At 40.7% G+C, this 24,123-nt stretch carries 25 protein-coding genes and 1 other annotated feature (1 of these 26 cut by a window edge); of the genes, 18 read left to right on the plus strand and 7 right to left on the minus strand.

All coding sequences use genetic code 11. From position 1 onward, the window contains the following. Positions 1-115: a binding site (T-box leader), on the plus strand; it begins 68 nt to the left of the window's first position. Positions 116-216: 101 nt separating this feature from the next. The 12 genes from glyQ to NSQ49_RS18840 all read left to right on the plus strand — a co-directional run bounded on the left by glyQ (position 217) and on the right by NSQ49_RS18840 (position 13,218). Then, positions 217-1,107: a glycine--tRNA ligase subunit alpha gene (gene glyQ, locus NSQ49_RS18785; RefSeq protein WP_035331136.1), complete on the plus strand. Its 891-nt coding sequence runs from the start codon at positions 217-219 to the stop codon at positions 1,105-1,107. Then, positions 1,100-3,172: a glycine--tRNA ligase subunit beta gene (glyS, locus tag NSQ49_RS18790; RefSeq protein ID WP_159864980.1), complete on the plus strand. Its 2,073-nt coding sequence runs from the start codon at positions 1,100-1,102 to the stop codon at positions 3,170-3,172. The genes glyQ and glyS overlap by 8 nt, the downstream gene beginning before the upstream one ends. A 253-nt stretch (positions 3,173-3,425) precedes the next feature. Further along, complete coding sequence (locus tag NSQ49_RS18795; protein WP_159864983.1) at positions 3,426-4,061, plus strand: helix-turn-helix transcriptional regulator; 636 nt, start codon at positions 3,426-3,428, stop codon at positions 4,059-4,061. 28 nt (positions 4,062-4,089) lie between these two features. Continuing rightward, positions 4,090-4,908, plus strand: coding sequence for a pyruvate, water dikinase regulatory protein (locus NSQ49_RS18800; RefSeq protein ID WP_159865317.1), 819 nt, complete (start codon positions 4,090-4,092; stop codon positions 4,906-4,908). A 411-nt stretch (positions 4,909-5,319) separates the two neighbouring features. Then, positions 5,320-5,760, plus strand: coding sequence for a YaiI/YqxD family protein (locus tag NSQ49_RS18805; RefSeq protein ID WP_159864986.1), 441 nt, complete (start codon positions 5,320-5,322; stop codon positions 5,758-5,760). A 39-nt stretch (positions 5,761-5,799) separates the two neighbouring features. Next, on the plus strand, positions 5,800-7,617 hold the full coding sequence (gene dnaG / locus NSQ49_RS18810) for a DNA primase (RefSeq protein WP_251283678.1): 1,818 nt from the start codon (positions 5,800-5,802) through the stop codon (positions 7,615-7,617). Between the two features lie 105 nt (positions 7,618-7,722). Further along, a complete protein-coding gene (rpoD, locus tag NSQ49_RS18815) occupies positions 7,723-8,847 on the plus strand; it encodes an RNA polymerase sigma factor RpoD (RefSeq protein WP_159864992.1) in 1,125 nt (374 codons plus the stop codon). A gap of 63 nt (positions 8,848-8,910) precedes the next feature. Then, positions 8,911-9,447 carry a hypothetical protein gene (locus NSQ49_RS18820; protein ID WP_251283679.1) on the plus strand — a complete coding sequence of 179 codons (537 nt, stop codon included), beginning with the start codon at positions 8,911-8,913 and terminating at the stop codon, positions 9,445-9,447. Positions 9,448-9,550: 103 nt separating this feature from the next. After that, a complete protein-coding gene (locus NSQ49_RS18825; protein WP_159864998.1) occupies positions 9,551-10,690 on the plus strand; it encodes an acyl-CoA dehydrogenase in 1,140 nt (379 codons plus the stop codon). 193 nt (positions 10,691-10,883) lie between these two features. Then, entirely contained in the window at positions 10,884-11,249 is a 366-nt protein-coding gene (cccA, locus tag NSQ49_RS18830; RefSeq protein ID WP_159865001.1) for a cytochrome c550, read from the plus strand. A gap of 149 nt (positions 11,250-11,398) precedes the next feature. Beyond that, complete coding sequence (locus tag NSQ49_RS18835; protein WP_251283680.1) at positions 11,399-12,106, plus strand: tRNA (adenine(22)-N(1))-methyltransferase; 708 nt, start codon at positions 11,399-11,401, stop codon at positions 12,104-12,106. Beyond that, positions 12,103-13,218 (plus strand): Nif3-like dinuclear metal center hexameric protein, encoded by a 1,116-nt coding sequence (locus NSQ49_RS18840; RefSeq protein ID WP_251283681.1) that lies wholly within the window; start codon positions 12,103-12,105, stop codon positions 13,216-13,218. Before NSQ49_RS18835 ends, NSQ49_RS18840 begins: the two co-directional genes overlap by 4 nt. A 58-nt stretch (positions 13,219-13,276) precedes the next feature. Here NSQ49_RS18840 and NSQ49_RS18845 read toward each other — a convergent pair whose 3' ends face one another. Both NSQ49_RS18845 and NSQ49_RS18850 read right to left on the minus strand, forming a co-directional pair. Then, positions 13,277-14,227, minus strand: coding sequence for a 4-hydroxy-3-methylbut-2-enyl diphosphate reductase (locus tag NSQ49_RS18845; RefSeq protein WP_159865010.1), 951 nt, complete (start codon positions 14,225-14,227; stop codon positions 13,277-13,279). Positions 14,228-14,397: 170 nt separating this feature from the next. Further along, positions 14,398-14,886, minus strand: coding sequence for a YqfQ family protein (locus tag NSQ49_RS18850; protein ID WP_236566213.1), 489 nt, complete (start codon positions 14,884-14,886; stop codon positions 14,398-14,400). A 402-nt stretch (positions 14,887-15,288) separates the two neighbouring features. Between NSQ49_RS18850 and NSQ49_RS18855 the strand changes: the two genes are divergently transcribed. Both NSQ49_RS18855 and NSQ49_RS18860 read left to right on the plus strand, forming a co-directional pair. After that, the gene (locus tag NSQ49_RS18855) at positions 15,289-16,599 is read left to right on the plus strand and encodes a DEAD/DEAH box helicase (RefSeq protein ID WP_251283682.1); all 1,311 of its coding nucleotides are present in this window, start codon (positions 15,289-15,291) and stop codon (positions 16,597-16,599) included. Positions 16,600-16,623: 24 nt separating this feature from the next. Beyond that, the gene (locus NSQ49_RS18860) at positions 16,624-17,517 is read left to right on the plus strand and encodes a deoxyribonuclease IV (protein WP_251283683.1); all 894 of its coding nucleotides are present in this window, start codon (positions 16,624-16,626) and stop codon (positions 17,515-17,517) included. A gap of 109 nt (positions 17,518-17,626) precedes the next feature. On the opposite strand, the gene NSQ49_RS18865 is transcribed toward NSQ49_RS18860, so the two are convergent. Beyond that, positions 17,627-17,881 (minus strand): DUF2624 domain-containing protein, encoded by a 255-nt coding sequence (locus NSQ49_RS18865; protein ID WP_159865021.1) that lies wholly within the window; start codon positions 17,879-17,881, stop codon positions 17,627-17,629. A 159-nt stretch (positions 17,882-18,040) separates the two neighbouring features. Here NSQ49_RS18865 and NSQ49_RS18870 point away from each other — a divergent pair, with 159 nt between their 5' ends. The 3 genes from NSQ49_RS18870 to NSQ49_RS18880 are packed head-to-tail and all read left to right on the plus strand — an operon-like array spanning position 18,041 to position 20,129. Next, the gene (locus tag NSQ49_RS18870; protein ID WP_159865024.1) at positions 18,041-18,826 is read left to right on the plus strand and encodes a metal ABC transporter ATP-binding protein; all 786 of its coding nucleotides are present in this window, start codon (positions 18,041-18,043) and stop codon (positions 18,824-18,826) included. Continuing rightward, a complete protein-coding gene (locus NSQ49_RS18875; RefSeq protein ID WP_159865027.1) occupies positions 18,823-19,665 on the plus strand; it encodes a metal ABC transporter permease in 843 nt (280 codons plus the stop codon). Before NSQ49_RS18870 ends, NSQ49_RS18875 begins: the two co-directional genes overlap by 4 nt. Before the next feature lie 53 nt (positions 19,666-19,718). Further along, entirely contained in the window at positions 19,719-20,129 is a 411-nt protein-coding gene (locus NSQ49_RS18880) for a Fur family transcriptional regulator (RefSeq protein ID WP_251283684.1), read from the plus strand. Positions 20,130-20,156: 27 nt separating this feature from the next. Here the strand turns inward: NSQ49_RS18880 and NSQ49_RS18885 are convergent, their stop codons facing one another. Next, complete coding sequence (locus NSQ49_RS18885) at positions 20,157-20,738, minus strand: hypothetical protein (protein ID WP_159865033.1); 582 nt, start codon at positions 20,736-20,738, stop codon at positions 20,157-20,159. 187 nt (positions 20,739-20,925) lie between these two features. Between NSQ49_RS18885 and NSQ49_RS18890 the strand changes: the two genes are divergently transcribed. Further along, positions 20,926-21,387 carry a DUF4190 domain-containing protein gene (locus NSQ49_RS18890; RefSeq protein ID WP_159865036.1) on the plus strand — a complete coding sequence of 154 codons (462 nt, stop codon included), beginning with the start codon at positions 20,926-20,928 and terminating at the stop codon, positions 21,385-21,387. Positions 21,388-21,472: 85 nt separating this feature from the next. On the opposite strand, the gene ispG is transcribed toward NSQ49_RS18890, so the two are convergent. From ispG to NSQ49_RS18905, 3 genes are all read right to left on the minus strand, one after another. Next, entirely contained in the window at positions 21,473-22,585 is a 1,113-nt protein-coding gene (gene ispG / locus NSQ49_RS18895; RefSeq protein WP_201306539.1) for a flavodoxin-dependent (E)-4-hydroxy-3-methylbut-2-enyl-diphosphate synthase, read from the minus strand. Positions 22,586-22,704: 119 nt separating this feature from the next. Next, complete coding sequence (locus tag NSQ49_RS18900) at positions 22,705-23,034, minus strand: hypothetical protein (protein WP_159865041.1); 330 nt, start codon at positions 23,032-23,034, stop codon at positions 22,705-22,707. Positions 23,035-23,182: 148 nt separating this feature from the next. Further along, a complete protein-coding gene (locus NSQ49_RS18905; protein ID WP_159865044.1) occupies positions 23,183-23,953 on the minus strand; it encodes a DUF1189 domain-containing protein in 771 nt (256 codons plus the stop codon). Positions 23,954-24,123 lie beyond the last annotated feature (170 nt).

Genomic DNA, 24,123 nt, shown 5'->3' on the forward strand with positions numbered 1-24,123 from the left:
GGTATGGATGGTTAAGGAAGGGCGCTCTGGAGCAATATTGTCTATCGACAACAAAGAGGCTGCGGTAAAATCGCAGCAAATAGGGTGGAACCGCGGGTAAACTCTCGTCCCTATGCCATGTGGCATAGAGACGGGAGTTTTTTATGTTCACTGAAACACGGAAGCCCTGTGATAGATAGCTGCTAAATTTATAACAAATTAAGAAAGAGGTGTCCTATGAATATTCAAAACATGATATTAACGCTTCAAAAACATTGGTCTGAACAGGGGTGTATCCTAATGCAGGCTTATGATACTGAAAAAGGCGCAGGTACAATGAGCCCCTATACATTTTTAAGAGCGATCGGACCAGAACCGTGGAATGTAGCTTATGTAGAGCCTTCACGCCGTCCTGCTGATGGCCGATATGGTGAAAATCCAAACCGGCTTTATCAGCATCATCAATTTCAAGTGATTATGAAGCCGTCGCCGGATAATATTCAGGAGCTGTATCTTGATTCACTCAAAGCATTAGGCATTGATCCGCTTGAACATGACATCCGGTTTGTAGAAGATAACTGGGAAAATCCTTCTCTGGGCTGCGCGGGCTTAGGGTGGGAAGTGTGGCTTGATGGAATGGAAATAACACAGTTCACATACTTCCAGCAGGTAGGCGGATTGGAATGCAAGCCTGTGTCTGTTGAAATTACATATGGTATCGAAAGGCTCGCCTCTTACATTCAGGATAAGGAAAATGTCTTTGACCTTGAATGGACAGAAGGATTTACGGTTAGGGACATCTTCCTGCAGCCGGAGTTTGAGCATTCGAAGTACACATTTGAAACATCGGATCAGGAAATGCTTTTCAATTTGTTCAACATCTACGAGAAGGAAGCACATAGGCAAATGGATGAAGGGCTTGTGCATCCAGCTTATGACTATGTTTTAAAATGCTCTCATACTTTTAACCTGCTTGATGCAAGGGGAGCGATCTCTGTGACAGAAAGAACAGGCTATATTGCAAGATGCCGGAACCTGGCCAGAAAAATAGCCAAAACCTTTTACGAAGAGCGGGAAAAACTTGGCTTCCCAATTTTAAAGGATAAGGAGGAAGGGTCTCATGAATAAGAAAGATCTTCTGCTGGAAATTGGACTTGAAGAAATGCCTGCCAGATTTGTCACTAATTCAATGAATCAGCTTTCAGATAAAGTGAAATCATGGCTTTTGGAAAAGAAAATATCTTTTGACGAAATCAGCGCTTTCTCCTCTCCACGCCGTTTGGCTGTTCTTGTTACGGGAGTGGAAACTGCCCAGGAGGACATTAACGAAGAAGCAAAAGGACCTGCAAAAAAAATCGCGTTAACCGATGACGGTGAATGGTCAAAAGCTGCTATTGGATTTAGCCGGGGTCAGGGAGCATCTGTTGAAGATATATACTTTAAAGAAATTAAGGGTGTTGAATACGCGCATGTAAGCAAATTCATAAAAGGGCAGGAAACAGCTGCACTGCTGCCTGAACTTCAGCAGATTGTTACATCGCTATCATTTCCGAAAAATATGCGCTGGTCTAACCAGGAGCTGCGCTTTATTAGGCCGATCAAATGGCTTCTGGCATTATTCGGAAGTGAAGTCATACCATTTTCAATCACTAATGTTCAGACATCTAACCTTACAAGAGGACATCGTTTTCTTGGGGAAGAGATTGAAATTAACAATCCCTTTGACTATGAAAAGTCCTTGCTGGCACAATATGTCATTACTAATCCTCAGGAAAGAAAAAATGCTATTCTCTCGCAGTTGGAAAAAATTGAAGAAGAGAATGATTGGGTGATTCCTGTTGATGAAGAGTTATTGGAAGAAGTAAATAATCTTGTTGAGTATCCAACAGCATTATATGGAAAATTTGAAGAGGAATATCTGGAGCTTCCGGAAGAGGTTTTGATTACCTCGATGAAAGAACATCAGCGCTATTTCCCGGTAAAGTCCAAAGAGGGCAGGCTTCTTCCTTACTTTGTTACAGTTCGAAATGGATCTCATGAACATTTGGAAAAAGTGGCTAAGGGAAATGAAAAAGTATTGCGGGCAAGACTTTCTGATGCGGCTTTCTTTTACAGGGAAGACCAAAAAACGGAAATCGCATCATCGCTCGAAAAACTTAAAAGCATTGTGTATCATGAAGAAATTGGAACACTTGCTGAAAAGGTAGACCGTGTCCGCCTGCTGGCAGCGAAACTGAGCGGGAATCTTGGCTTCAGTGATGAAGCGAAAGCAGTGACAGACCGTGCCGCTGAAATCAGCAAGTTTGATCTTGTTTCACATATGGTTTATGAATTTCCTGAGCTCCAAGGTTTTATGGGAGAAAAATACGCCCTGCAAAAAGGTGAAAAAGAAGCTGTGGCGCGTGCAATTAATGAACATTACATGCCGCGCAATGCAGAGGACCAGACGCCAGCAAGTGATGCCGGTGCAGTACTTTCCATTGCTGAGAAGCTGGACACAATTGTGTCATCCTTTGCAATTGGAATAATCCCAAGCGGTTCCCAGGATCCATATGCCTTAAGAAGACAGGCATCGGGTATCATCCAGACATTACTGGCTAAAAACTGGGATTTGAAACTCGAAGAATTGATTTCATTATCTTCCGATATTATTCTAAATGCGAACATTGGAAAGAAGTCAAAAAATGAATTGTTGCAGGAATTGGTATCTTTCTTTAAGTTAAGAATTAAATATATGCTTCAGGAAAAAGCAGTTCGCTATGACCTAATTGAAGCTGTATTAGGAAATGATATTGATTCTGTGCCTTCACTTGTCAATAGAGCCCAAGTATTGGAGTCCAACAAAGATGCAGAAGGCTTTAAGGAAAGCATTGAAGCCCTTAGCCGCGTGATCAATATCGCTTCTAAGGCAGAACGTAAAGGGGAAATAGACAGCAGCTTATTTGAAAACGAATACGAAAAAGTTTTGTTCAGTAAATTTTTATCTGTAACGGAGGAATTAAAGAACGAGGTGAATGAGGAAGCTGTCTTTAATTTGTTAGTAAGCATGAAACCAGAAATTGATCAATATTTCGAGCATACTATGGTAATGGATGAGAATCAGGAAATTCGCCGCAATAGGCTTCATCAAATGGCACATTTGGCTGATGTGATAAAGAAATTTGCAAATATGAACGAAATAATTGTTAAGTAGTAAGCTGAAACTTTGCGTTCTATGCTTCAATGAGATTAAAATCTAAGATAGGGACAGCTGCCTGGCTGTCAGGGAAGAGCCTGTTTATTATACTGACGGGCTCTTTCATATTTTGGGCATATCGGGCAGCACAACGTAAACTATATATGAAACACATCTTTTCATTTATGACGAATAGTATATAATAATGATATAAAAGTATAACCTTATTATAGTGGGAAATGAGTGCCAACAGCATTCCTTTTCAGATTAGGTGGTGAGAAAAATCGAATTAAATAAAAGGCAGGAAAAGATCATAGAAATCGTTAAGGAAAACGGGCCGATCACTGGTGAGAGTATAGCGGAACAGCTCAGTCTAACTAGGGCAACACTAAGGCCGGATCTGGCTATATTAACGATGGCCGGCTACTTGGATGCCCGTCCGCGTGTAGGATATTTTTATACAGGGAAGACTGGGGCCCAGCTGCTGACAGAAAACCTTCAGAAGCTTTATGTAAGGGATTATCAATCCATCCCTGTTGTGGTTAATGAGAATGTATCGGTATATGATGCAATTGTGACAATGTTTCTGGAAGATGTCGGCACGTTATTTGTAGTCGATCAGGGCTCGCTGCTTGTTGGGGTTTTGTCAAGAAAGGATTTACTGCGCGCAAGTATAGGCAAGCAGGAGCTAAATTCCATCCCTGTTAATATCATTATGACAAGAATGCCTAATATAACTATGTGTGAAAAAGATGATTTGCTCATAGAAGTTGCTAAAAAGCTGATTGAAAAGCAAATTGACGCCCTTCCCGTTGTAAGAAAGACGGAGAAAGGGTTTGAGGTAAACGGCAGGATAACCAAAACAAATCTGACAAAAGCATTCTTGGCCCTGGCCGGGGAAAAGTAGCAATGTAAGAAGGAGAAGGTGTTGAATGATGGAAAAATTGCCGGTCATTTACGTCGTTTCGGACTCAGTGGGAGAAACGGCAGAACTTGTAACAAAAGCTGCAACAAGCCAGTTTAATGGCAGTGATATATCTATTAAGCGTTTTCCGTACGTTGAAGAGAAAGTACATATTGATGAAGTGATTTCGCTGGCAAAGCTGGATAATGGGATGATTGCCTATACAATGGTCAAGCCGGACATGAGGAAATATATTAACCAGCGGGCTGCTGAAGAAGGGATATATACCTTTGATATTGTCGGGCCTTTAATGGATCAAATCCAAAAAGCATGCGGCATTACACCGCTTTTTGAACCGGGACTGGTCAGAAAGCTTGATGAGGATTATTTTAAAAAGATTGAGGCAATCGAGTTTGCTGTAAAGTATGATGATGGCCGCGATCCCCGTGGAATATTGAAGGCTGATATAGTGCTTATAGGGGTATCAAGGACTTCAAAAACACCTCTTTCCCAGTATCTTGCTCACAAGCGCCTTAAAGTGGCTAACGTACCCCTTGTGCCTGAAGTCGATCCTCCAGAAGAGCTCTTTCTTGTCCCTCCGGATAAGTGCTTCGGTCTGAAAATAAGCCCTGAGAAATTAAACTTTATTCGAAGAGAACGCCTGATATCATTAGGTCTAAGCGATAATGCAAGCTATGCTAATATAGAGAGAATTAAAGAAGAAATAGATTACTTTGAAAGAACCGTTTCTAAAATTAAATGCCCGGTTATTGATGTCACGAACAAGGCTGTAGAAGAAACGGCCAATATGATTTTCAATCAATACCGGAAAAGCTTTCCGAAAAGCTAGCACATAATTCCTTATGTGCCTTTTCTTTTTTTAACTCGGCAGTTGGGATTGCAGGCTTTCGCTTCATGCAGATTTTTTTCAGGGTGAACTGATTGGATCAGAGGGAACCTGACCTCGAAAATACATTCGCATTTTTTTCTGGGCAGGAGAAAAAAACTGCAAAGATAAAATATTGTTGCCAGATAAAATAATGGCAAAATAGAGATTTATGTACTATAATAAAAAATTGTGATAAAAATGTACCCGAATAGGTTTAGACTTCATTGCCAAGGAATAAACTATTTATTGTGGCATGTCAAGCTTTCGGTCAAGAAAAAATTCGACATATCTCACTATGCAAAAGTTATTTATGCAAAGAAGGATTATGCGGAGTGATGTAGAATTATTAGAACATTAGGCAAACCGATCATTATGGTGGATGCAGATTCCTGTCCTGTTAAAGAGGAAATTGTCGAAATAGCCAATTCCTTTAAATTGGACGCGGTCTTTGTTGCCTCTTATGCTCATATGCAAAATGATCTGAGCGGGGCTGTCTGGAAATTTGTAGACAGCAGTAAAGAAGCTGCAGATCTATTCATAATGAATCATGTAAAATCAGGAGATGCAGTTGTTACTCAAGATATTGGATTGGCATCAACTCTTTTGTTAAAGGGTGTTTATGTCCTTTCTCCCAGGGGAATTTTATTTGAAGAAAGTGAAATTCGAACCGCTTTGGAAATGAGGCATCTCTCAGCGAAGGCTCGAAAAAGAGGGGTTTATGGTAAAGGGCCCAAACCATTTAGCCAGGAGGACCGATCCAGGTTTGTGCAGCAATTGACAAAGATTTTGTCGAATCTTGAAGGAATTCGTTAATGTTTATCGAATACCTGAGTAAGTAATGGAGTTGTTCATATGGCAGAACGGATCGCCGAGGAGAAAGTAAATGAAATTCGGCAGGCTGTAGATATTGTTGATGTCATTGGCGACTATATTCAATTAAACAAGCAAGGACGCAACTATTTTGGGCTTTGTCCTTTTCATGGCGAAAATACTCCTTCATTTTCTGTTTCACCCGATAAGCAGATTTATCATTGCTTTGGATGCGGAGCTGGAGGCAATGCCTTTTCTTTCTTAATGGATTTAGAAGGATATTCATTTCAGGAAGCCGCACTAAAACTTGCTGAAAAGGGAAATGTTAAGCTTGAAATTGATGCAGCATCCGCAGCATCAGCAAAATCAATGCCTGTGGATTTACAGCAGATGATGGAAGCCCATGAGCTTCTACGTAAATTTTATCACCATCTGCTTGTAAACACAAAAGATGGTCAGCATGCATTAGAATATTTGCTCAATAGGGGATTTACAATGGAATCGATCGAAAAATATCAAATCGGTTACTCATTACAGTCCTGGGATTTTGTTTTCAAGTTCCTGACTAAAAGGAAGTTCCCCGAAGATGTCATGGAAAGAGCAGGACTGATCATCAAAAGGGAGAAAGATGGGAGCTATTTTGACCGCTTCCGAGATAGAATTATGTTCCCTATTTTCGACCGCAGCGGAAATACGATTGCTTTTTCAGGAAGATCACTTGGGGCTGATGAGCCCAAATATTTAAATAGCCCTGAAACATCAATCTTTAATAAAAGCAAAATATTATATAATTTTCATTTGGCGAGACCACATATTAAAAAATTGCAGAGAGCCGTTCTTTTTGAAGGGTTTGCAGATGTAATCGCCGCTGATCGTGCTGGTGTCGGCAATGGCGTTGGTACGATGGGCACTGCTTTAACTGAAGAACATGTTTCTTCCTTAAGAAGAAATGTTCAATCCGTCACGATCTGTTATGATTCCGATAATGCCGGTATCGAAGCTGCATACCGGGCAGCAAACTTGCTAATGGAAGCGGGCTGCCAGATCAGAGTGGCACTGATGCCTGACGGCTATGATCCGGATGATTATATTAAAGAATACGGCGAAGAAAAATTCCGTCATGATGTAATTGAGTCCAGCATAACCTTTATGGCATTTAAGCTTCGTTATCTCAGAAGAGGCAAAAGGCTTCAAAATGAAGGAGATAGACTCCTTTATATCGAAGAGGTATTAAAGGAAATCAGCAGGCTAGATAAAGCAGTGGAAAGAGACCATTATCTACGCCAGCTTGCAAATGAATTTTCACTTTCTCTGGAAGCTTTGAAAGAACAGCAAAAACAAGTATATTACACCGAGAAGAGAAAAAGCGGCCAGAAGGGAAAAGTTGCTTTCGAGCCTCAAAAAAGGCTGCAGACACCCAAAAGGGCAGACAGTCTGAAACCCGCATACCATACTGCGGAAAGAAGGCTTATTGCCCACATGCTTAGGAATAGTGACGTAGCATTTAAAGTTCAGGATATGCTTCAGGGAAATACATTTAACATCGATGAACACCAGGCAATTATTACCTATCTACTAGGTTTCTACGAAAAAGGCCATACGCCTGATCCGAGCGCATTCATAAATTTTATAAATGATGAAAAGCTTAAGCGCATTGTGGTGGATATAGAAATGATGTCCATAAATGATGAATTAAGCGAACAGGAATTAACAGATTACCTTAAACAGGTGTTGAATTATCAAAAGATGTTAAAAATAAAAGAAAAACTAAATGAAGAAAAAGAAGCAGAACGCCAAAAGGATTATGCTAAAGCGGCTTTAATCGCAATGGAGATTCTTCATTTGCGAAAATCACTATAAAAAGCCTGTGCCTTAATAAATGTTTTGGGATTTAGCGTCTCCTAAGGAATAGTCCCATTTGAAGATGTATTAGAATGTGTGTGATTTTTGGAAGGAGGGGGACATATGGCTGAAAAGTCGGCCCGTTCAAAAGAGGTTGATACAGAGTTGACCCTTGAACAAGCGAAAGATCTATTAGTTGAAATAGGAAAAAAGACAGGTGTCCTTGCCTATGATGATATAGCAGAAAGATTGTCTCAATTTGAACTCGATTCCCACCAAATGGATGAATTCTATGAATTCCTTGGAGATCAGGGTGTTGAGTTAGTCGGAGATAATGAAAATGAAGACCCAAACGTTCAGGAACTTGCAAAAAATGAGGAAGAATTTGACCTTAATGATTTAAGTGTCCCTCCAGGTGTGAAAATTAATGATCCTGTCCGCATGTATTTAAAAGAAATTGGACGTGTTGACTTACTCTCTGCAGAGGAAGAGATTGCACTCGCCAATCGAATTGAGGAAGGCGACGAAGAGGCGAAAAGACGTCTCGCAGAAGCGAACCTCCGATTGGTTGTAAGTATCGCCAAAAGGTATGTAGGACGCGGAATGCTGTTTCTTGATCTTATCCAGGAAGGCAATATGGGACTGATTAAAGCGGTCGAAAAGTTTGACTACCGCAAAGGATTTAAGTTCAGTACGTATGCAACATGGTGGATCCGCCAGGCTATCACGAGAGCAATTGCTGACCAGGCCAGGACCATTCGTATCCCTGTTCATATGGTGGAAACCATTAATAAATTGATCCGTGTTCAGCGCCAGCTACTTCAGGATCTTGGCCGTGAACCAACACCAGAAGAAATTGCTGAAGATATGGATTTAACTCCAGACAAAGTAAGAGAAATTCTTAAGATTGCACAGGAACCTGTTTCATTGGAAACACCTATTGGTGAGGAAGATGACTCTCACTTAGGTGACTTTATCGAAGATCAGGATGCCACTTCTCCATCAGAGCATGCGGCATACGAGCTCCTGAAAGAGCAGCTTGAAGATGTTCTGGACACTCTGACTGACCGTGAAGAAAATGTTTTGCGTCTTCGATTCGGTCTTGATGATGGACGTACTAGAACTCTTGAAGAAGTGGGCAAGGTTTTTGGCGTTACGCGCGAACGTATTCGCCAAATTGAAGCTAAAGCTTTAAGAAAGCTGCGCCATCCGAGCAGAAGCAAACGTTTAAAAGACTTTTTAGAATAAAAAATATTGCCAGTGGATAGTTTACTTCTTAAAATGGAAGTAAACTATTTTTTTTGACAGGATGTGCTTTGGTTGGAAGAAAACAGAAAAGTAATCATTGTTAACGAACTGCTGCATTGGAAAAAGAGCCGAATGCTGCCTGACCAATATTGTGACTACCTGCTTACTCTTTACACCGAGGGAAGTCGGCCTAAGGAAATAAAAAAGCCTAAAAAAACAGTGGTGCTATCTCTTGCCAACCTTATTCTCCTGCTGCTGATTCCAATTTCTGCTTTATTAATTTATTTTACTGAATTGTCAATAACTTTGCAAACTGTCATTTTAACTCTTTTCATTTTTGCATGTATTTTCTTTCTTTTTTATTTTTCTAAAAAAGTAAAAATGATGCATATTCCTATCATTTCGGCAGCTTTGATTTTACTGATGGAATCTGTTGGCTTTGTATCGGAGCTATATCCCAAAAACGAGAACATTCTATATGTTGCCCTAGTACTTAATTGTATTATTTGGCTGTTTGCAGGATTTAAATGGAAGCTTCTATATTTATGGATATCAGGGATGCTTGGATTCTTATTATTAGTTATTTCTATATTCATATAATAAAATATTTTAAAAAGTTTTTAAATGTTGAGAAAACTTAAGTAACCCTTATATAATAGTAATGAAAGCGTATACAACTTTTGTTCTTATAAGGGGGATGGACATGAATTTTGACTTGACTGCAGAACAGAATATGATCCTTAAAACAATCAGGGAATTCGCTCAGGAAGAAGTGGCACCGGGGGCTTTGGAAAGAGACCGTACAAAGGAATTTCCGATAGAAGTGTTTAAAAAAATGGCGGACCTTGGCTTGATGGGACTTCCTTTTCCTGAAGAATATGGCGGCGCAGGGGCAGATACTGTAAGCTTTGCTATTGTAACAGAGGAGCTTAGCAGAGCATGCGCGTCTACGGGAATCACTTACTCGGCACATATTTCACTAGGGGGGGCACCGCTTTATTTATTCGGGACCGAGGAGCAGAAACAAAAGTATCTGGTGCCCATTTGTACCGGCGAGTCTTTTGGAGCTTTCGGGCTAACAGAGCCTAATGCAGGCTCCGATGCTGGCGGTACTCGAACAACAGCAGTCGAAAAAGATGGTGAATATATCATTAATGGTAATAAATGCTTTATTACGAACGCCAGCTATGCTAAGCATTTAGCTTTGACTGCAGTCACTGGTGAAGTGGATGGAAAAAAAGAAATCAGTGCAATTATTGTTCCAACAGATGCAGAAGGATTTACCGTTATTGATAATTATGAAAAGATGGGGCTCAATGCATCAAATACTACTGAACTTGTCCTTGATGACGTACGCGTTTCGACTGAGCACTTGCTCGGCAAAAAAGGCGAGGGCTTTAAACAGTTTTTAATCACACTGGATGGTGGGCGTATTGGTATTGGAGCAATGGCTCTGGGGATAGCGCAGGCTGCTTATGAAAAGGCACTTCAATATGCAAAAGAGCGCCAGCAGTTCGGCCGTTCTCTCTCAAACTTCCAAGCTATTCAATTTAAACTTGCAGATATGGCGATGAAGATAGAATTGGCACGAAATATGGTGTACAAGGCTGCATGGCTGAAAGACCAGGGAAGACCTTTTGCCAAAGAAGCTTCCATGTGCAAGCTCTATGCTTCCGAAATCTGTATGGAAATCACCGACCAGGCTGTACAGATCCACGGCGGATACGGGTATATGAAAGAATACCAGGTAGAACGCTACATGAGGGACGGTAAGCTCACGGAAATCGGTGAAGGCACCTCTGAAGTGCAGCGAATGGTCATTGCGCGCCTCATTGGATGCTAATAACTATTTGCGGTTTACGAGGTGAAATAATTAACATAGACTCCATCCTCAGGATGGAGTTTTTTGTCCAATTTATGAACAAGATTTGACAAAGTTTACAATAGGGCTTTTCCTTCTGTCTTTTTTAAAGTAAAATAGAAATTGTTTGTATACTTACTTAAACTGAATGTGCTTACATAAGGGAGGTTAAATCATGAATCGCAATCCAATCATTCCATTTGTGTTGATTATGGTTTTTGGTGTGGTAGCAATGTTCCTTGTTTCTTTTAAAGGTCTTGGCGATATGGAAGAGCTTGCAAAAGAACAGGAAGGCGGCGGTGCTGAAACTGAAGAAACTGCAGCTGCGACCCCTGAAGAAGTTTACCAGAAGAGCTGTATCGGATGTCACGGTGACCAGTATCAAGGTGGAGTTGGTCCTGCTCTAAAAGGTGTAGGCGATCGTTTATCACAGGATGAGATCGCAGAAATCGTAGTAAACGGTAAAGGCTCAATGCCTTCAGGATTAGTGCCTCAGGACAAAGCTGCCGAAATGGCTGAATGGTTAGCAGGCCTTAAGTAATACCTATAATGAAAGTCCTTTGCATATGTAAAGGACTTTTTTTATACTATAAGAAAGGCTATCGTAATTTGACGATAGCTTTTTTAGCTTTTGCTCAAGGAGAGCAGGCTCTAGGCGCTTTTAACAATACATAAATAAGTGGTGACAGAATGAATACAGAGAAATTATCGAAACGGCTTGAATCTGTAGCAAATTATATTCCCAAAGGAGCCCGACTGGCTGATATAGGCTCAGACCATGCTTATTTGCCATGTTATGCAGTAAAGAAAGGGATTGTCCCTTTTGCCGTTGCTGGTGAAGTGGTGGAGGGTCCCTATCAATCCGCAAAAAAACAAGTGAGACAGGAGGGACTCGAAAATCAGATCTCAGTAAGAAAAGGAAACGGGCTTGTAGTGATTGAGCAAAATGAAGTTGACTGCGTAACCATTGCAGGTATGGGAGGAGCTTTGATTGCGAGTATTCTTGAAGAGGGGAAGGACAAGCTTGCTTCTGTAAAGAGGCTTATTCTCCAGCCTAATTTAAGTGCCATCTCCATTAGAAGCTGGCTGATTGAAAATGGCTGGGAGCTAATAGCAGAAGAAATTCTTGAGGAAGACGGAAAGATCTATGAAATCCTTGGAGCTGAAAAAGGAGAGCCGTTGAAACCTTACAAGAACAAAGAGCAAGGTTTGCTGATGGGTCCTTTTCTAATGGAGCAAAAATCAGCAGCATTTCAAAACAAGTGGCTCAGTGAAATGAAGAATTGGGAGAGAATTCTTCAGCAGCTTGAAAAAGCAGCATACTCCAGTGAAACAGAAGAGAGAAAACAGGAGTTAAAGCAAAAAATCAAAATGGCAGAGGAGGTATTGATGCTGTGAAAAAAGTTAACGGACATGAGATTATCCAATTATTTGAACAGTTTTCCCCAAAAGTGTATGCGATGGAAGGAGACAAGATTGGCCTTCAGGTTGGCAGGCTGAATGTTCCAGTTGATAATGTCATGATTGCCCTGGATGTGCTGGAAGATGTCGTTGATGAGGCAATTGAAAAGAATGTGCAGCTGATCATTGCTCATCATCCCTTAATCTTCAGACCTCTGCAAAAAATTCCTACTGATACACCATCAGGGAGAATTATTGAAAAGCTTATAAAACATGATATCGCCGTTTATGCTGCACATACGAATTTGGATATTGCAAATGGCGGGGTTAATGATATGCTGGCTGATGCACTGAGGCTAACCAATACGGAAGTTTTATATCCCACATATGAGACTGTATTGAAAAAGCTTGCTGTGTTTGTACCTGAAGAAAATGCCGAGCCGTTAAGACAAGCTCTTGGAAACGCAGGGGCAGGTTCAATTGGCAATTACAGTCATTGCTCTTTTACCTCTTCGGGAACAGGGCAGTTTAAACCTGGCAGTGAGGCAAATCCTCATTTTGGCCAGCAGGGTGAGCTTGAATCTGTTAATGAAGTCTGCATTGAGACCATTTTTCCTGAACATATAGAAAAGAAAGTGCTGTCTGCTATGTTCAAAAACCATCCATATGAAGAAGTTGCCTACGATATTTATAAGCTTGAAAACAAGGGTGAAATCCTGGGTCTGGGTAAAATCGGCGTAATCGGCGAAATGACTCTGGCTGAATTTGCGGAGCATGTAAAGCAAACACTTGATGTGGAGGGAGTTCGTGTAGTGGGTGACCTTTCATCAAAAGTGAAGAAAGTTGCTGTACTGGGAGGAGATGGGAACAAGTACTTTATGTCAGCAAAGATGAAGGGTGCTGACGTATATGTGACAGGAGACATGTATTACCATGTGGCACATGACGCTATGATGATGGGTCTGAATATTGTTGATCCTGGCCATAATGTTGAAAAGGTAATGAAAAAAGGAGTAGCCCAAAAATTATCTCAGATGTGTACGGAAAAAGGATATAACGTATCCATTTTTCCTTCCTTAATTCATACAGATCCTTTTAAATTTGTCTGATAATCGAAAGAACCGGATTCCCTCAGGGTCCGGTTCTGTTTGTAAGAATTTATTTATTTTATAACTTTGCAGGCTTTTTTACTTTTGGAAGAATTTTATTTAATGGAACTTTCTTCTCACGTGACCATGTGGAATCATCAGACGAATCGAATTGCTCTAGGAAAGTTATAACTTCCTTTGTAATCGGTGTCGGAGTGGAGGCTCCTGCCGTAACGGCAACAGTTGATGCGTCTTTAATCCAATTCAAATCCAGTTCTGAAATATCAGCAATGCGATAGGCTTTTGTACCGGCAATTTCTTCTGAGACTTGTGCAAGACGGTTGGAATTATTGCTTTTTGGGTCGCCTACAACGATTAATACATCGGCCTGGCCAGCTTGTTCTGCTACTGCTTCCTGGCGAACCTGGGTAGCCATGCAGATTTCTTTATGGAACTCTGCATGAGGGTACTTTTCTTTAATTTCATCCATTACATGAGCGACATCCCATTGGCTCATTGTAGTTTGATTTGTCACCAGTATTTTATCAGCCTGGATATTAAGTTCATTTACATCCTCAACAGTCTGTACTAAATGCACTGCATGAGGAGCCACTCCAACTGCTCCTTCAGGTTCCGGATGGCCTTTTTTGCCAATGTAAATGATTTGAAAACCTTCCTTTTCTTTTTCCCTTATCAAATCATGGGTTCTTGTTACATCAGGGCATGTTGCATCAAGTGTCACAAGGCCTTTTTGTTTCGCTGCTTCCCGCACTTCAGGCGAAATGCCATGGGCTGTAAAAATGACTGTGCCCTTATCGACTTTATCCAAGATTTCTTTGCGGTCTTTTCCATCAAGTGTAACGATGCCTTCCTCTTCAAAAGCATCTGTCACATGTTTGTTATGGACAATCATACCCAAAATATAGATGGGTCTCGGCAAAGATGGATCAAGTGCAGCATTCCTCGCGATAACCATTGCATCCACCACACCGTAACAATACCCCCGAGGAGAGATTTTTATGACGTTCATCTGTATATCCTCCCTAATAAAAGCTTATATATGAATGGAACTGAGTTCATCTTTCAAAACGGAAAAACTCCATATTGCCCCTCTATTATATAAGAGATAAACCGATAATACAAAAGGAGTAATTCTTCTTATGAAAAAAGCAAAAAAAGAATGCACCGGCATTCTTTTCTTTAAATATATAATTTCGGTCTGGAAATACCTTCTGCTGATGATGTCTTGGCAGCGGGCTGTTCCACCTTTTGTTTCTTTTTTGTCTTTTTGGGCTTTGAATTCTGTGTCTTTTTTTCTGTATTTGCCTGTTGGGATTCCACCTTGGCTTCTGAAGCTGTCTCATCAGCTTCAGGTGCATCCTTTATGCCTCGATATAGCTTCCACATGGCAGGCAGATTCCTGACCAGCGGTCCATACTGCTGAACCATGGGGCCGATTTGCTGTGCTGTATTTAATACCTTTTGAGTGTTGGTTAGAAAGCCGTTTATGGACGAAGGATTGCTTAATGCCTGCAGTATGCCTCCTGATGAGGGAGAGCCTCCTGCAGCTCTGGCAGCTCCCATCCCTGCAGCGGGCTGGGCATTTCCTTTTCCTAATATTTTAGAGAGCAATCCTCCGCCTCCACCGCCGCGTTTCATGCCCGGAGGGCCGCCCATCATTGGCCCCATGGGAGGTCTTCCCTGCATGGGGGTCATAAAAGGGTGGGGGGGCATCCCTCCGCGCATAGGGGGTCTCGGTCCTGGCAACATATTCATTGGCCTCCTCTCATTGCATATTTCTGCATCTTAAATAAAAATTTCATAATATAAAGTATGCGTATATCCCATTTTGGTTTAGGCATAATTCAGAAGAAACCAATTTATTTATTAAAATCACCTAAAAAGCTCATCATAAAAATATAAAAGCCTGTTTGAGTGGTTATTTGCAGAAAACTTTATTATAATAACAGGATGTAAGAAAAGCTCGGAACCAGCAAGTTGTCAGTTGATACTAGTAGATCTTACTCACTAATATATGTTTTGGATACTGCCTTAACGTAAGGCGAGTCTGAATAATTGAGGAGTTTTTATATGAACGAAACGAGATTTGACCGATTTAACTTAAAGCCCTTTATTATAGAAGCGGTTAAAGATTTTGGCTTTTATGAGCCGACAGAAATTCAGGAAAGAATGATCCCTGCTGTGCTGAAGGGAGAAAGCGCAATAGGGCAATCACAAACTGGCACAGGAAAAACCCATTCATATGTGCTGCCTATCCTTCATAAGGTTGATCCTTCCCGCCAGGAGGTTCAGGCTATTATTACAGCTCCAACCAGAGAGCTTGCCAATCAGATTTATCATGAAATTCTTAAGGTTACAGAGCATTGTCCAGAGGGAGAAGAAATATCTGCACGCTGCTATATTGGCGGTACGGACAAGCAGAGAACCATTGAAAAGCTGAAAAAACAGCCTCATGTGGTTGTAGGTACACCGGGAAGAATAAATGACCTCGTAAAAGAACAGGCATTGTTTGTGCATACTGCCGAAATTCTTATTGTGGATGAAGCAGATTTAATGCTTGATATGGGATTTATTGAAGATGTTGACCAAATTGCAGCAAGGATGCCGGAGAAGCTGCAAATGCTTGTATTCTCAGCTACAATTCCTGAGAAGCTGAAGCCTTTCCTGAAAAAATACATGGAAAATCCAAAATATGTTCACGTGGAGCCAAAGCAGGCCACAGCAGCAAATATTGAGCACTGGCTTCTGCCTTCCAAACACCGCAATAAAGTAGAGCTGGTATATCAGGCACTGACTTCCTTAAACCCTTACTTAGCCATTGTATTCACCAACACCAAGAAAAAAGCGGACGAAGTGGCAGACGGATTAATCAGCAAAGGCCTGAAGGTCGGACGTATCCATGGGGACCTTAACCCGCGTGAACGAAAGAAAATGATGAAGCAGATTCTAGACCTTGAGTTTCAATATATTGTGGCAACAGACCTGGCTGCCAGAGGCATTGATATACAGGGGATCAGCCATGTAATTAACTATGAACTTCCAACCGATCTTGATTTTTATATTCATCGGGTTGGGCGGACAGCGCGTGCAGGTTTCTCGGGAATTGCGGTAACAGTGTATGAAATCTCCGATGAAGATGCATTGAACAGACTAGAAAAAATGGGAATAGAATTCAGGCACAAAGATCTTCAAAAAGGTGAATGGACAGACCTGGATAATCGCAACAAGCGAAAAACAAGACAGAAACAAACAGATGACATTGATAAAAAAGCCGCTTCATTGGTGAAAAAACCTAAAAAAGTAAAACCAGGCTATAAAAAGAAAATGAAATGGGAAATGGACAAAATTAAAAAACGCGAAAGAAGAATCAAGCGTAAATAAGGAACTAAAGGGAGAGGTATTTTCATGTTGAAGATTGGATCACATGTTTCCATGAGCGGGAAAAAAATGCTTTTAGCAGCAAGTGAAGAAGCTGTTTCATATGGCTCCAATACATTTATGATCTATACAGGGGCTCCGCAAAACACAAGAAGAAAAAAAATCGAAGATCTGAACATTGAAGCAGGACTGAAGCATATGTCAGAGAACGGGATTGCTGATATTGTTGTACATGCTCCTTATATCATCAATATCGGAAATACTACAAACCCTTCAACATTTGAATTAGGCGTAAATTTTCTGCGCTCTGAAATCGACCGCACCGAAGCGATTGGAGCTAAACAGATTGTACTCCATCCCGGCGCCCATGTTGGAGCAGGAACAGAGGCCGGCATCAAAAAAATCGTAGAAGGCTTAAATGAAGTTCTGAACGGAGAAGAAAATGTGCAGATCGCACTTGAGACCATGGCTGGAAAAGGATCAGAGTGCGGGAGATCCTTCGAAGAGCTGGCTATGATTATTGAGGGAGTCAATTATAACAATCACTTATCTGTATGCTTTGATACTTGTCATACACATGATGCAGGATATGATATTGTGAATGATTTCGATGGAGTATTGGAAGAATTCGATAAGATTATTGGACTTGACCGTCTGAAAGTCCTTCACATTAATGACAGTAAGAATGAGCGCGGAACGCGTAAAGACCGTCACGCTAATATCGGATTTGGCCATATCGGCTTCAATGCCTTAAATTATATTGTCCATCATCCGCAATTAAAGGAAATCCCTAAAATTCTGGAGACTCCTTATGTAGGCGAAGATAAAAATAATAAAAAAGCCCCTTATAAGCATGAAATAGAAATGCTGCGCAGCCAGGAATTCAATGAAAGCTTATTGGAAGTCATTGCGGCTGTATAAATATAGTTCAGTTTGATTGGCTGAGCCTTGAAAAAAGAGTCAATAGTAAAAAGCTGTGCCTGGAATGCACAGCTTTTTTGCGTGAAAAATTAAGTATGATAAGTGAGATTTATTTTGTAAATTGCATAAAAAGCCTGTTTACTTCCCTTGCAGTTTCCGGGCCGGCAATCTTTGCAATTTCCTTTATGATTTTTGTCCTTTCGCGGTCATCAAAGATGTTTACTTGTTTGCCTCTCAAATGATCTGCAATTTTCTGTGCTTGCGCTTTCGTGATCTGGATGTTGAACTGTTCTCCATATTTTAATAATTCATCTGCTGTAATATTGCTTAACTTATGATTAATGATGTTTTCGAATATTTTCATTTTTCATCACTCCTCCTCAGTACTTTATGAGTGAAGACTGTGAATAGTGACTATAAGTTTCAAAATTTCCGACAAAAGCATGTACCTTTACTTTAAATGCATGTTCTTGTATACTGTGTTAGTAAATCGTAATGATTCTTAATATGTAAGGTGATAATAATGGCAAAGCCAATAATTGAAATAGCTCATGTCTCTTATAGATATGAGAAAGAAAATGTACTCGAGGATATCAATCTGACCATTAATTCAGGAGATTTCCTTGGAATTGTAGGTCCCAATGGTTCGGGTAAATCAACCCTTTTAAAGCTTATCTTGAATTTGCTTAAAGTGCAGAAGGGGAGCGTCAAACTGTTTGGCCAGGAAATTAGCCGATTTAAGGATTGGCAGAACATTGGATTTGTCTCTCAAAAGGCAAATTCATTTAATACAGGATTCCCGGCAACGGTCTTTGAAGTGGTTTCAAGCGGGCTTACAAAGAAGCTGGGGCTTTTTAAATTTATGGGCAAGACAGATCAGGCAAAGGTTATGCGTGCGATTGAATCTGTTGGCATGCATGAGTATGCAGGGCGTAATATAGGCGAGCTTTCAGGCGGTCAGCAGCAGCGGGTATTCATCGCCCGGGCATTGGTAAGCGACCCGAAATTATTAATATTGGATGAACCCACAGTAGGTGTGGATGTGAAAAATGTTCAGTCCTTCTATGAAATGCTGGATGATTTAAATAAGGATCTTGGCATTACTTTATTGCTTGTTACACACGATATTGGGACAATTTCTGATAAAGTCACCCATGTGGCGTGCCTGAATAAGAATTTGCATTTCCATGGAAATACAGCTGAATTTGAAAGCTTAAATGTAAATGAAATGTCGGAGATCTACGGACATGATGTACATGTCCTGACACATGACCATGATCATCACCACCATAAAGGAGCAGGCAAATGATTTCGGGAATCCTTCAATATGAATTTTTACAAAATGCTTTTTTAACTGGAATTATTATCGGGATCATTGCTCCTCTTCTGGGTGTGTTTATAGTTGTCAGAAGGCTATCTTTAATTGCGGATGCTTTAAGCCATGTAACACTTGCAGGCATTGCTGCAAGCCTGCTGCTAGAAAAGAAATTTATCGGATTGAGCGGATTGAATCCTTTGTATATGGGGATGGCTTTTTCAGTTGCCGGTTCGTTGTTTATTGAAAAGCTGAGAGCTGTTTATAAGCATTATCAGGAGCTGGCTATTCCTATTATTTTATCTGGCGGCATTGGTCTTGGAGTCATATTCATTTCACTTGCTGACGGATTCAATACAGATTTATTCAGTTATCTGTTTGGCAGTGTCAGTGCAGTCAGCCGGCTTGATTTATGGACTATTTTGATTATCAGCGTGCTTGTCATAGTACTTGTGGTCCTGCTCTATAAAGAATTGTTTTTGCTGTCATTTGATGAAGAGCATGCCAAGGCATCCGGAATAGCTGCTAAAAGTGTTCACTTCATTTTTATAGTCATGGTAGCACTGGTTATAGCTGCTTCCATGAGAATAGTGGGGATATTATTAGTTTCCTCTCTTATGACATTGCCGGTTGCTGCAAGCATCAGAATTGCAAAAGGCTTCAAACAGACCATATTCCTGTCCATGCTTTTTGGTGAAATTTCGGTTCTTGGCGGCTTGACAATTTCCTACTATATTGATTTGGCACCTGGCGGAACAATCGTTATGATTGCCGTATTTATACTGATTGTAACAATATTGCTGAAAAAACTTGCAGGCATGAGAGCCGCATAAATGTGAATGACTTCTATCCGGGTTGATTTAAGAGCAAAAAAGAGGTGGAAAAAATGAATGTTGATGAAGCCATGCAGCTTTTAAAGGATAAAGGCTATAAACATACCGGGAAAAGGGAAGAGATGCTTCAGCTGTTTGCTGACAGCGATAAATATATAACGGCAAAAGAAGTTCTCGAGAAAATGAAAGATAATTATCCTGGACTTAGTTTTGATACTATTTACAGAAATTTATCGTTATTTGTGGAACTGGGTATTTTTGAAATGACAGAGCTATCAGGTGAAAAACATTTCCGCTTTACTTGCTCTCATGATCATCATCATCATCATTTTATATGTCTGGATTGCGGCAAGACGAAAGAAATTGAAGTCTGTCCCATGAAGCAGGTGCAGGAAAATCTGGAGGGCTATGATGTTTCCGGACATAAGTTTGAAATATATGGGAAATGTCCGGAGTGTTTTTAATACAGAAATAAAAAAAGAAGCATGGAGCTATTTTTCCATGCTTTTTTGCTTTAGCCAATTTTCAGTCCAGGCATGGGCTTCCTTCCAATTTCGGACGCGGATGACGCCATTGGGAAGGGAATCCTGATTATAAGGTGTATCGAATAAAAGGACAGGAATTCCGCAGGCCTCATGAATCATCACTGCATTATCATGTTTATCTTCGAGAAAGATATCGACCTCATACTTTTTTGCAGCTTCAATTTTATCATGGCTCCCGATCAATTCAATATGATCAAACTCTAGTGCATTTTCTAAAAACCATTCCTCTGTTACTTGCTGCAGGTGAGAGCCCCTGGCGCTGATAAAATACAATTCATGCTGCCGTTTCCAGTTGGTCAGAACTTCCTTTGCACCTTCCGCAAGTGGAGATTCCTTATAGATTATTGGTTCATTCTCAAAAAACCAATGGGCAAACTTCTCCTCTGAAATCGTCACTAATGGTGTTAAATCATACTGCTTAATATCATTTAACGTAATATTCAAGTTAAATGCTTCATTTAAATACGGAACCATTGCTTCGGGGCTGGTAACCGTTCCGTCTATATCGATGCCAAAGCGTTTCTTCATTTTATTAAATCTCCTTTAATGCATATATCCCTTATCTTAACAAAAGTCAGAGCCTTGCAAAAGAGTGTTGCTGCCAGGTTTGACAGTTAAACATTAACATCTTAAAAAAGACCTTTATCGCAAACACTATAAATGCTCCATTAAGCAAAAGTTTTAGGAACACAGCAAAGAAAGAGAGGGATCATTGATGGCAGATCAAGATCGCACCAATGAAGAGTATGACCTCCGATACAGTGAGCGAATTGGCGAAGCGAATGAAGCGGATTATTCAGAAGAAGCTGCTGCAGAAATAGCGGCGCCAGGTGTCTATGACAGGTCGCTTGATCGTAATGAGGAAATCGAAAGAGAAGCAGTTCAGGAAAATTATTCTGAGGAAACCGCTGCAGAAATAGCAGCGCCAGGTGTCTATGACAGGTCATTGGACAGGGATGAAGAGAATGAAACTGTTACAGCCGGAAGAGGAGTCGGTTATGCAGCCCTGGCACTTTCCATTTTATCTTTGTTTGTACTGCCAGTTCTTTTTGGAGCAACAGGAATTGTCCTTGGTTTTATCGCTCGAAGAAGGGGTTCAGAAAGCCTTGGAGGCTGGGCGATTGCAATTGGGGCAATTTCCATTATTATCGGTATGTTTATATTGCCGTTCTTTTAAAAATAAGAAAAAAGCCTGGTTCCCAAATTGTATTTGGGGCCAGGCTTTTCTATTTGTAAGATACTTGTTTATTCTGCTGTTATTATTATGGCTGCAGGCTTTCAGCCTGTAATTTCTCTTCTGCCTGTTTTGCAAAATATTCTTCAGCTATTTTGTCGATTTCGATCTTAAGTTCTTCGACCATTGTTTCTTCCGGAACCTTCCTGACAATCTGGCCCTTACGGAACAGCAGGCCTTCTCCGCGTGCGCCGGCTATGCCGATATCCGCCTCCCTGGCTTCACCAGGCCCGTTAACCGCACAGCCCAATACAGCAACCTTAATAGGCGCTTTAATTTTTTGAATATATTCTTCCACTTCATTAGCGATGCTGATTAAGTCAATCTCAATCCGTCCGCATGTTGGGCAGGAGATCAGTGTAGCGGCGTTGGAGGATAATCCAAACACTTTAAGAAGTTCACGGGCAACCTTAACTTCTTCAACTGGGTCTGCACTCAATGAGATTCTTAATGTATTTCCAATGCCTTTGCTTAGGATAGCTCCCAGTCCAGCAGCGCTTTTTACAGTACCCGCAAAAAGTGTGCCTGATTCTGTAATACCTAAGTGCAGAGGGTAGTCAAAAGCCTTGGATGCTTTCTCGTATGCTTCAATGGCCAAGTTGACATCAGATGCCTTCATGGAAACGATGATGTCATGGAAATCAAGATCTTCTAAGATTTTGATATGATGAAGTGCGCTTTCAACCATGCCATCTGCTGTAGGGTATCCGTATTTCTCAAGAATTCTTTTCTCAAGGGAACCGGCATTTACCCCAATCCGGATAGGTATTCCTTTTGCCTTGGCTGCCTTGACGACTGCTTCCACCTTTTCGCGTTTACCGATATTGCCAGGGTTTATGCGGATTTTATCTGCTCCGCCCTCGATAGCCTTTAGGGCCAGCTTGTAATCAAAGTGGATATCAACAACAAGCGGTATATTAATTTGTCTTTTTATATCTGCTATGGCATTTGCGGCTCTTTCATCAGGGCAAGCAACACGTACGATTTGACAGCCTGCTTCTTCCAGCCTTTTAATTTCGGCTACAGTTGCCTCAACATCATGCGTTTTTGTTGTAGTCATACTCTGGATGAAAAGCTCGTTGCTTCCGCCAATTGTTAAAGGCCCAACTTTTACAGGCCTTGTTTTTGTGCGGTGTATAATTTCACTCAATGGAGATTCGCTCCTTTTTATCAATTCATATAACAGATGAGTAAAGTTCACTGTTAGAGAAGTTCCACTCTATTGTATCAATGAACTGCTGAAATTGACAAGAATGATGATTAGTTATCCTGACTGTATTTAGGAAATTTGTAGGTTTTACCGGATTTGATTTCTTCAGGCCTCAATCCATTATTCAACTCAGAGAAATCTGATACCACTTGGTCTATGCCAACCGGAATTGGGCCATCAAGGTTTAGTTCAATTATAGAAAGAACAGTCTCTCCCGGATTGACCTTTTTTTCAAAAAAGACTGGGTCTGATTCTGCAGATGGAATTGTGCTTGCCTCGATAGACTGGCTTTGTCCAGCGGGGAGTGTACCATGATTCAGGTCATAATAAATTACATAAATTACAAGAATGGAAAGCAATACTCCCGCCATTTTTTTCATATTGGCCAAACCTCCTGGAATAGCTTGTTTACCCAATATGTATGCTTGTCCCATCGTACTTAGACCAACAAAAGTTCTCAGTTTATTATTCTGCAGATAGGAGGAATTTATTTTATTCCAAAATAAAAACGCACGGGCTGCGCGCGTTTTACTTAGCGTTATGAGCAGGTACTTCCTTAATGGCCAGCAGAAGAATAATAAGGGAAACCAGCCAGTTAATCATTGCCCCGTTTTGCACTGTGGTTTGCAGGGCTGACATGATTGCAAAGAAAATGGTCGGTAAAGTTATGCTGTAGGCAGACATGCGCCATAAATGGCGGTATTCCAGTCTTTTGGAAAGAGCTTTTTTGACTAGAAGGCCTGCCAGTGCTAACAGAGATATCTCAATAAATCGAATGCCAGCTCCAAAAATATAAATGACTATTCCTATTAAGGGAATAATAATTGGCATAAGGGATTCTGCCGAATCAAGGAACCCGGAAAGGTCATTCTTAGAAATTGAGCCGTTTGACAGCATCGAGTATGGATGTCTCTGTTCCTGTCCTTCTGCTATTATGTAGACTTCATTTGTCAATAAGGCAATCGTATTGCCGCCTTCGGTTAGAACTGCAGGATCAACTGTACCTGTCGAATCAACAATGATTGTAAAGTTATCCTTATTGATGGTAACTGGAACCTTTTCATCTGTATGAAGCTGACCATCTGCTATTTCAAAATCAGGTAATTCACTGTCAATGGTTTTATCAATAGCATTGAAGCCGGAAATGATTCCTGCCCCGGAATAAAAAACGGTTGGCAATACTGACAGCAGGGTAAGGAAAAACACATACAGAATGGTTTTGCCTATTCCCTGATGCCTAAATAAAGCGATATCTTTAGGAGAAAACAGACTTTTATAAAACTGAACAAAAATATTCATTTGCACACACCCTTTTTGAGATTCACATACTTATTTTAGCCAAATCCCAAGGAGTTACAAGGGGAATGCTCTTTTAGTATTAAAGCAATACCTTTTCTGTATTTGTAATGAAACTGTAACATTTATGATCAATGTTAAGGTATTGTAAATTCGTGTCTGATTATATTTAC

The organism is Cytobacillus sp. FSL R5-0377 (assembly GCF_038004385.1).
GTDB lineage: Bacteria > Bacillota > Bacilli > Bacillales > Cytobacillaceae > Cytobacillus.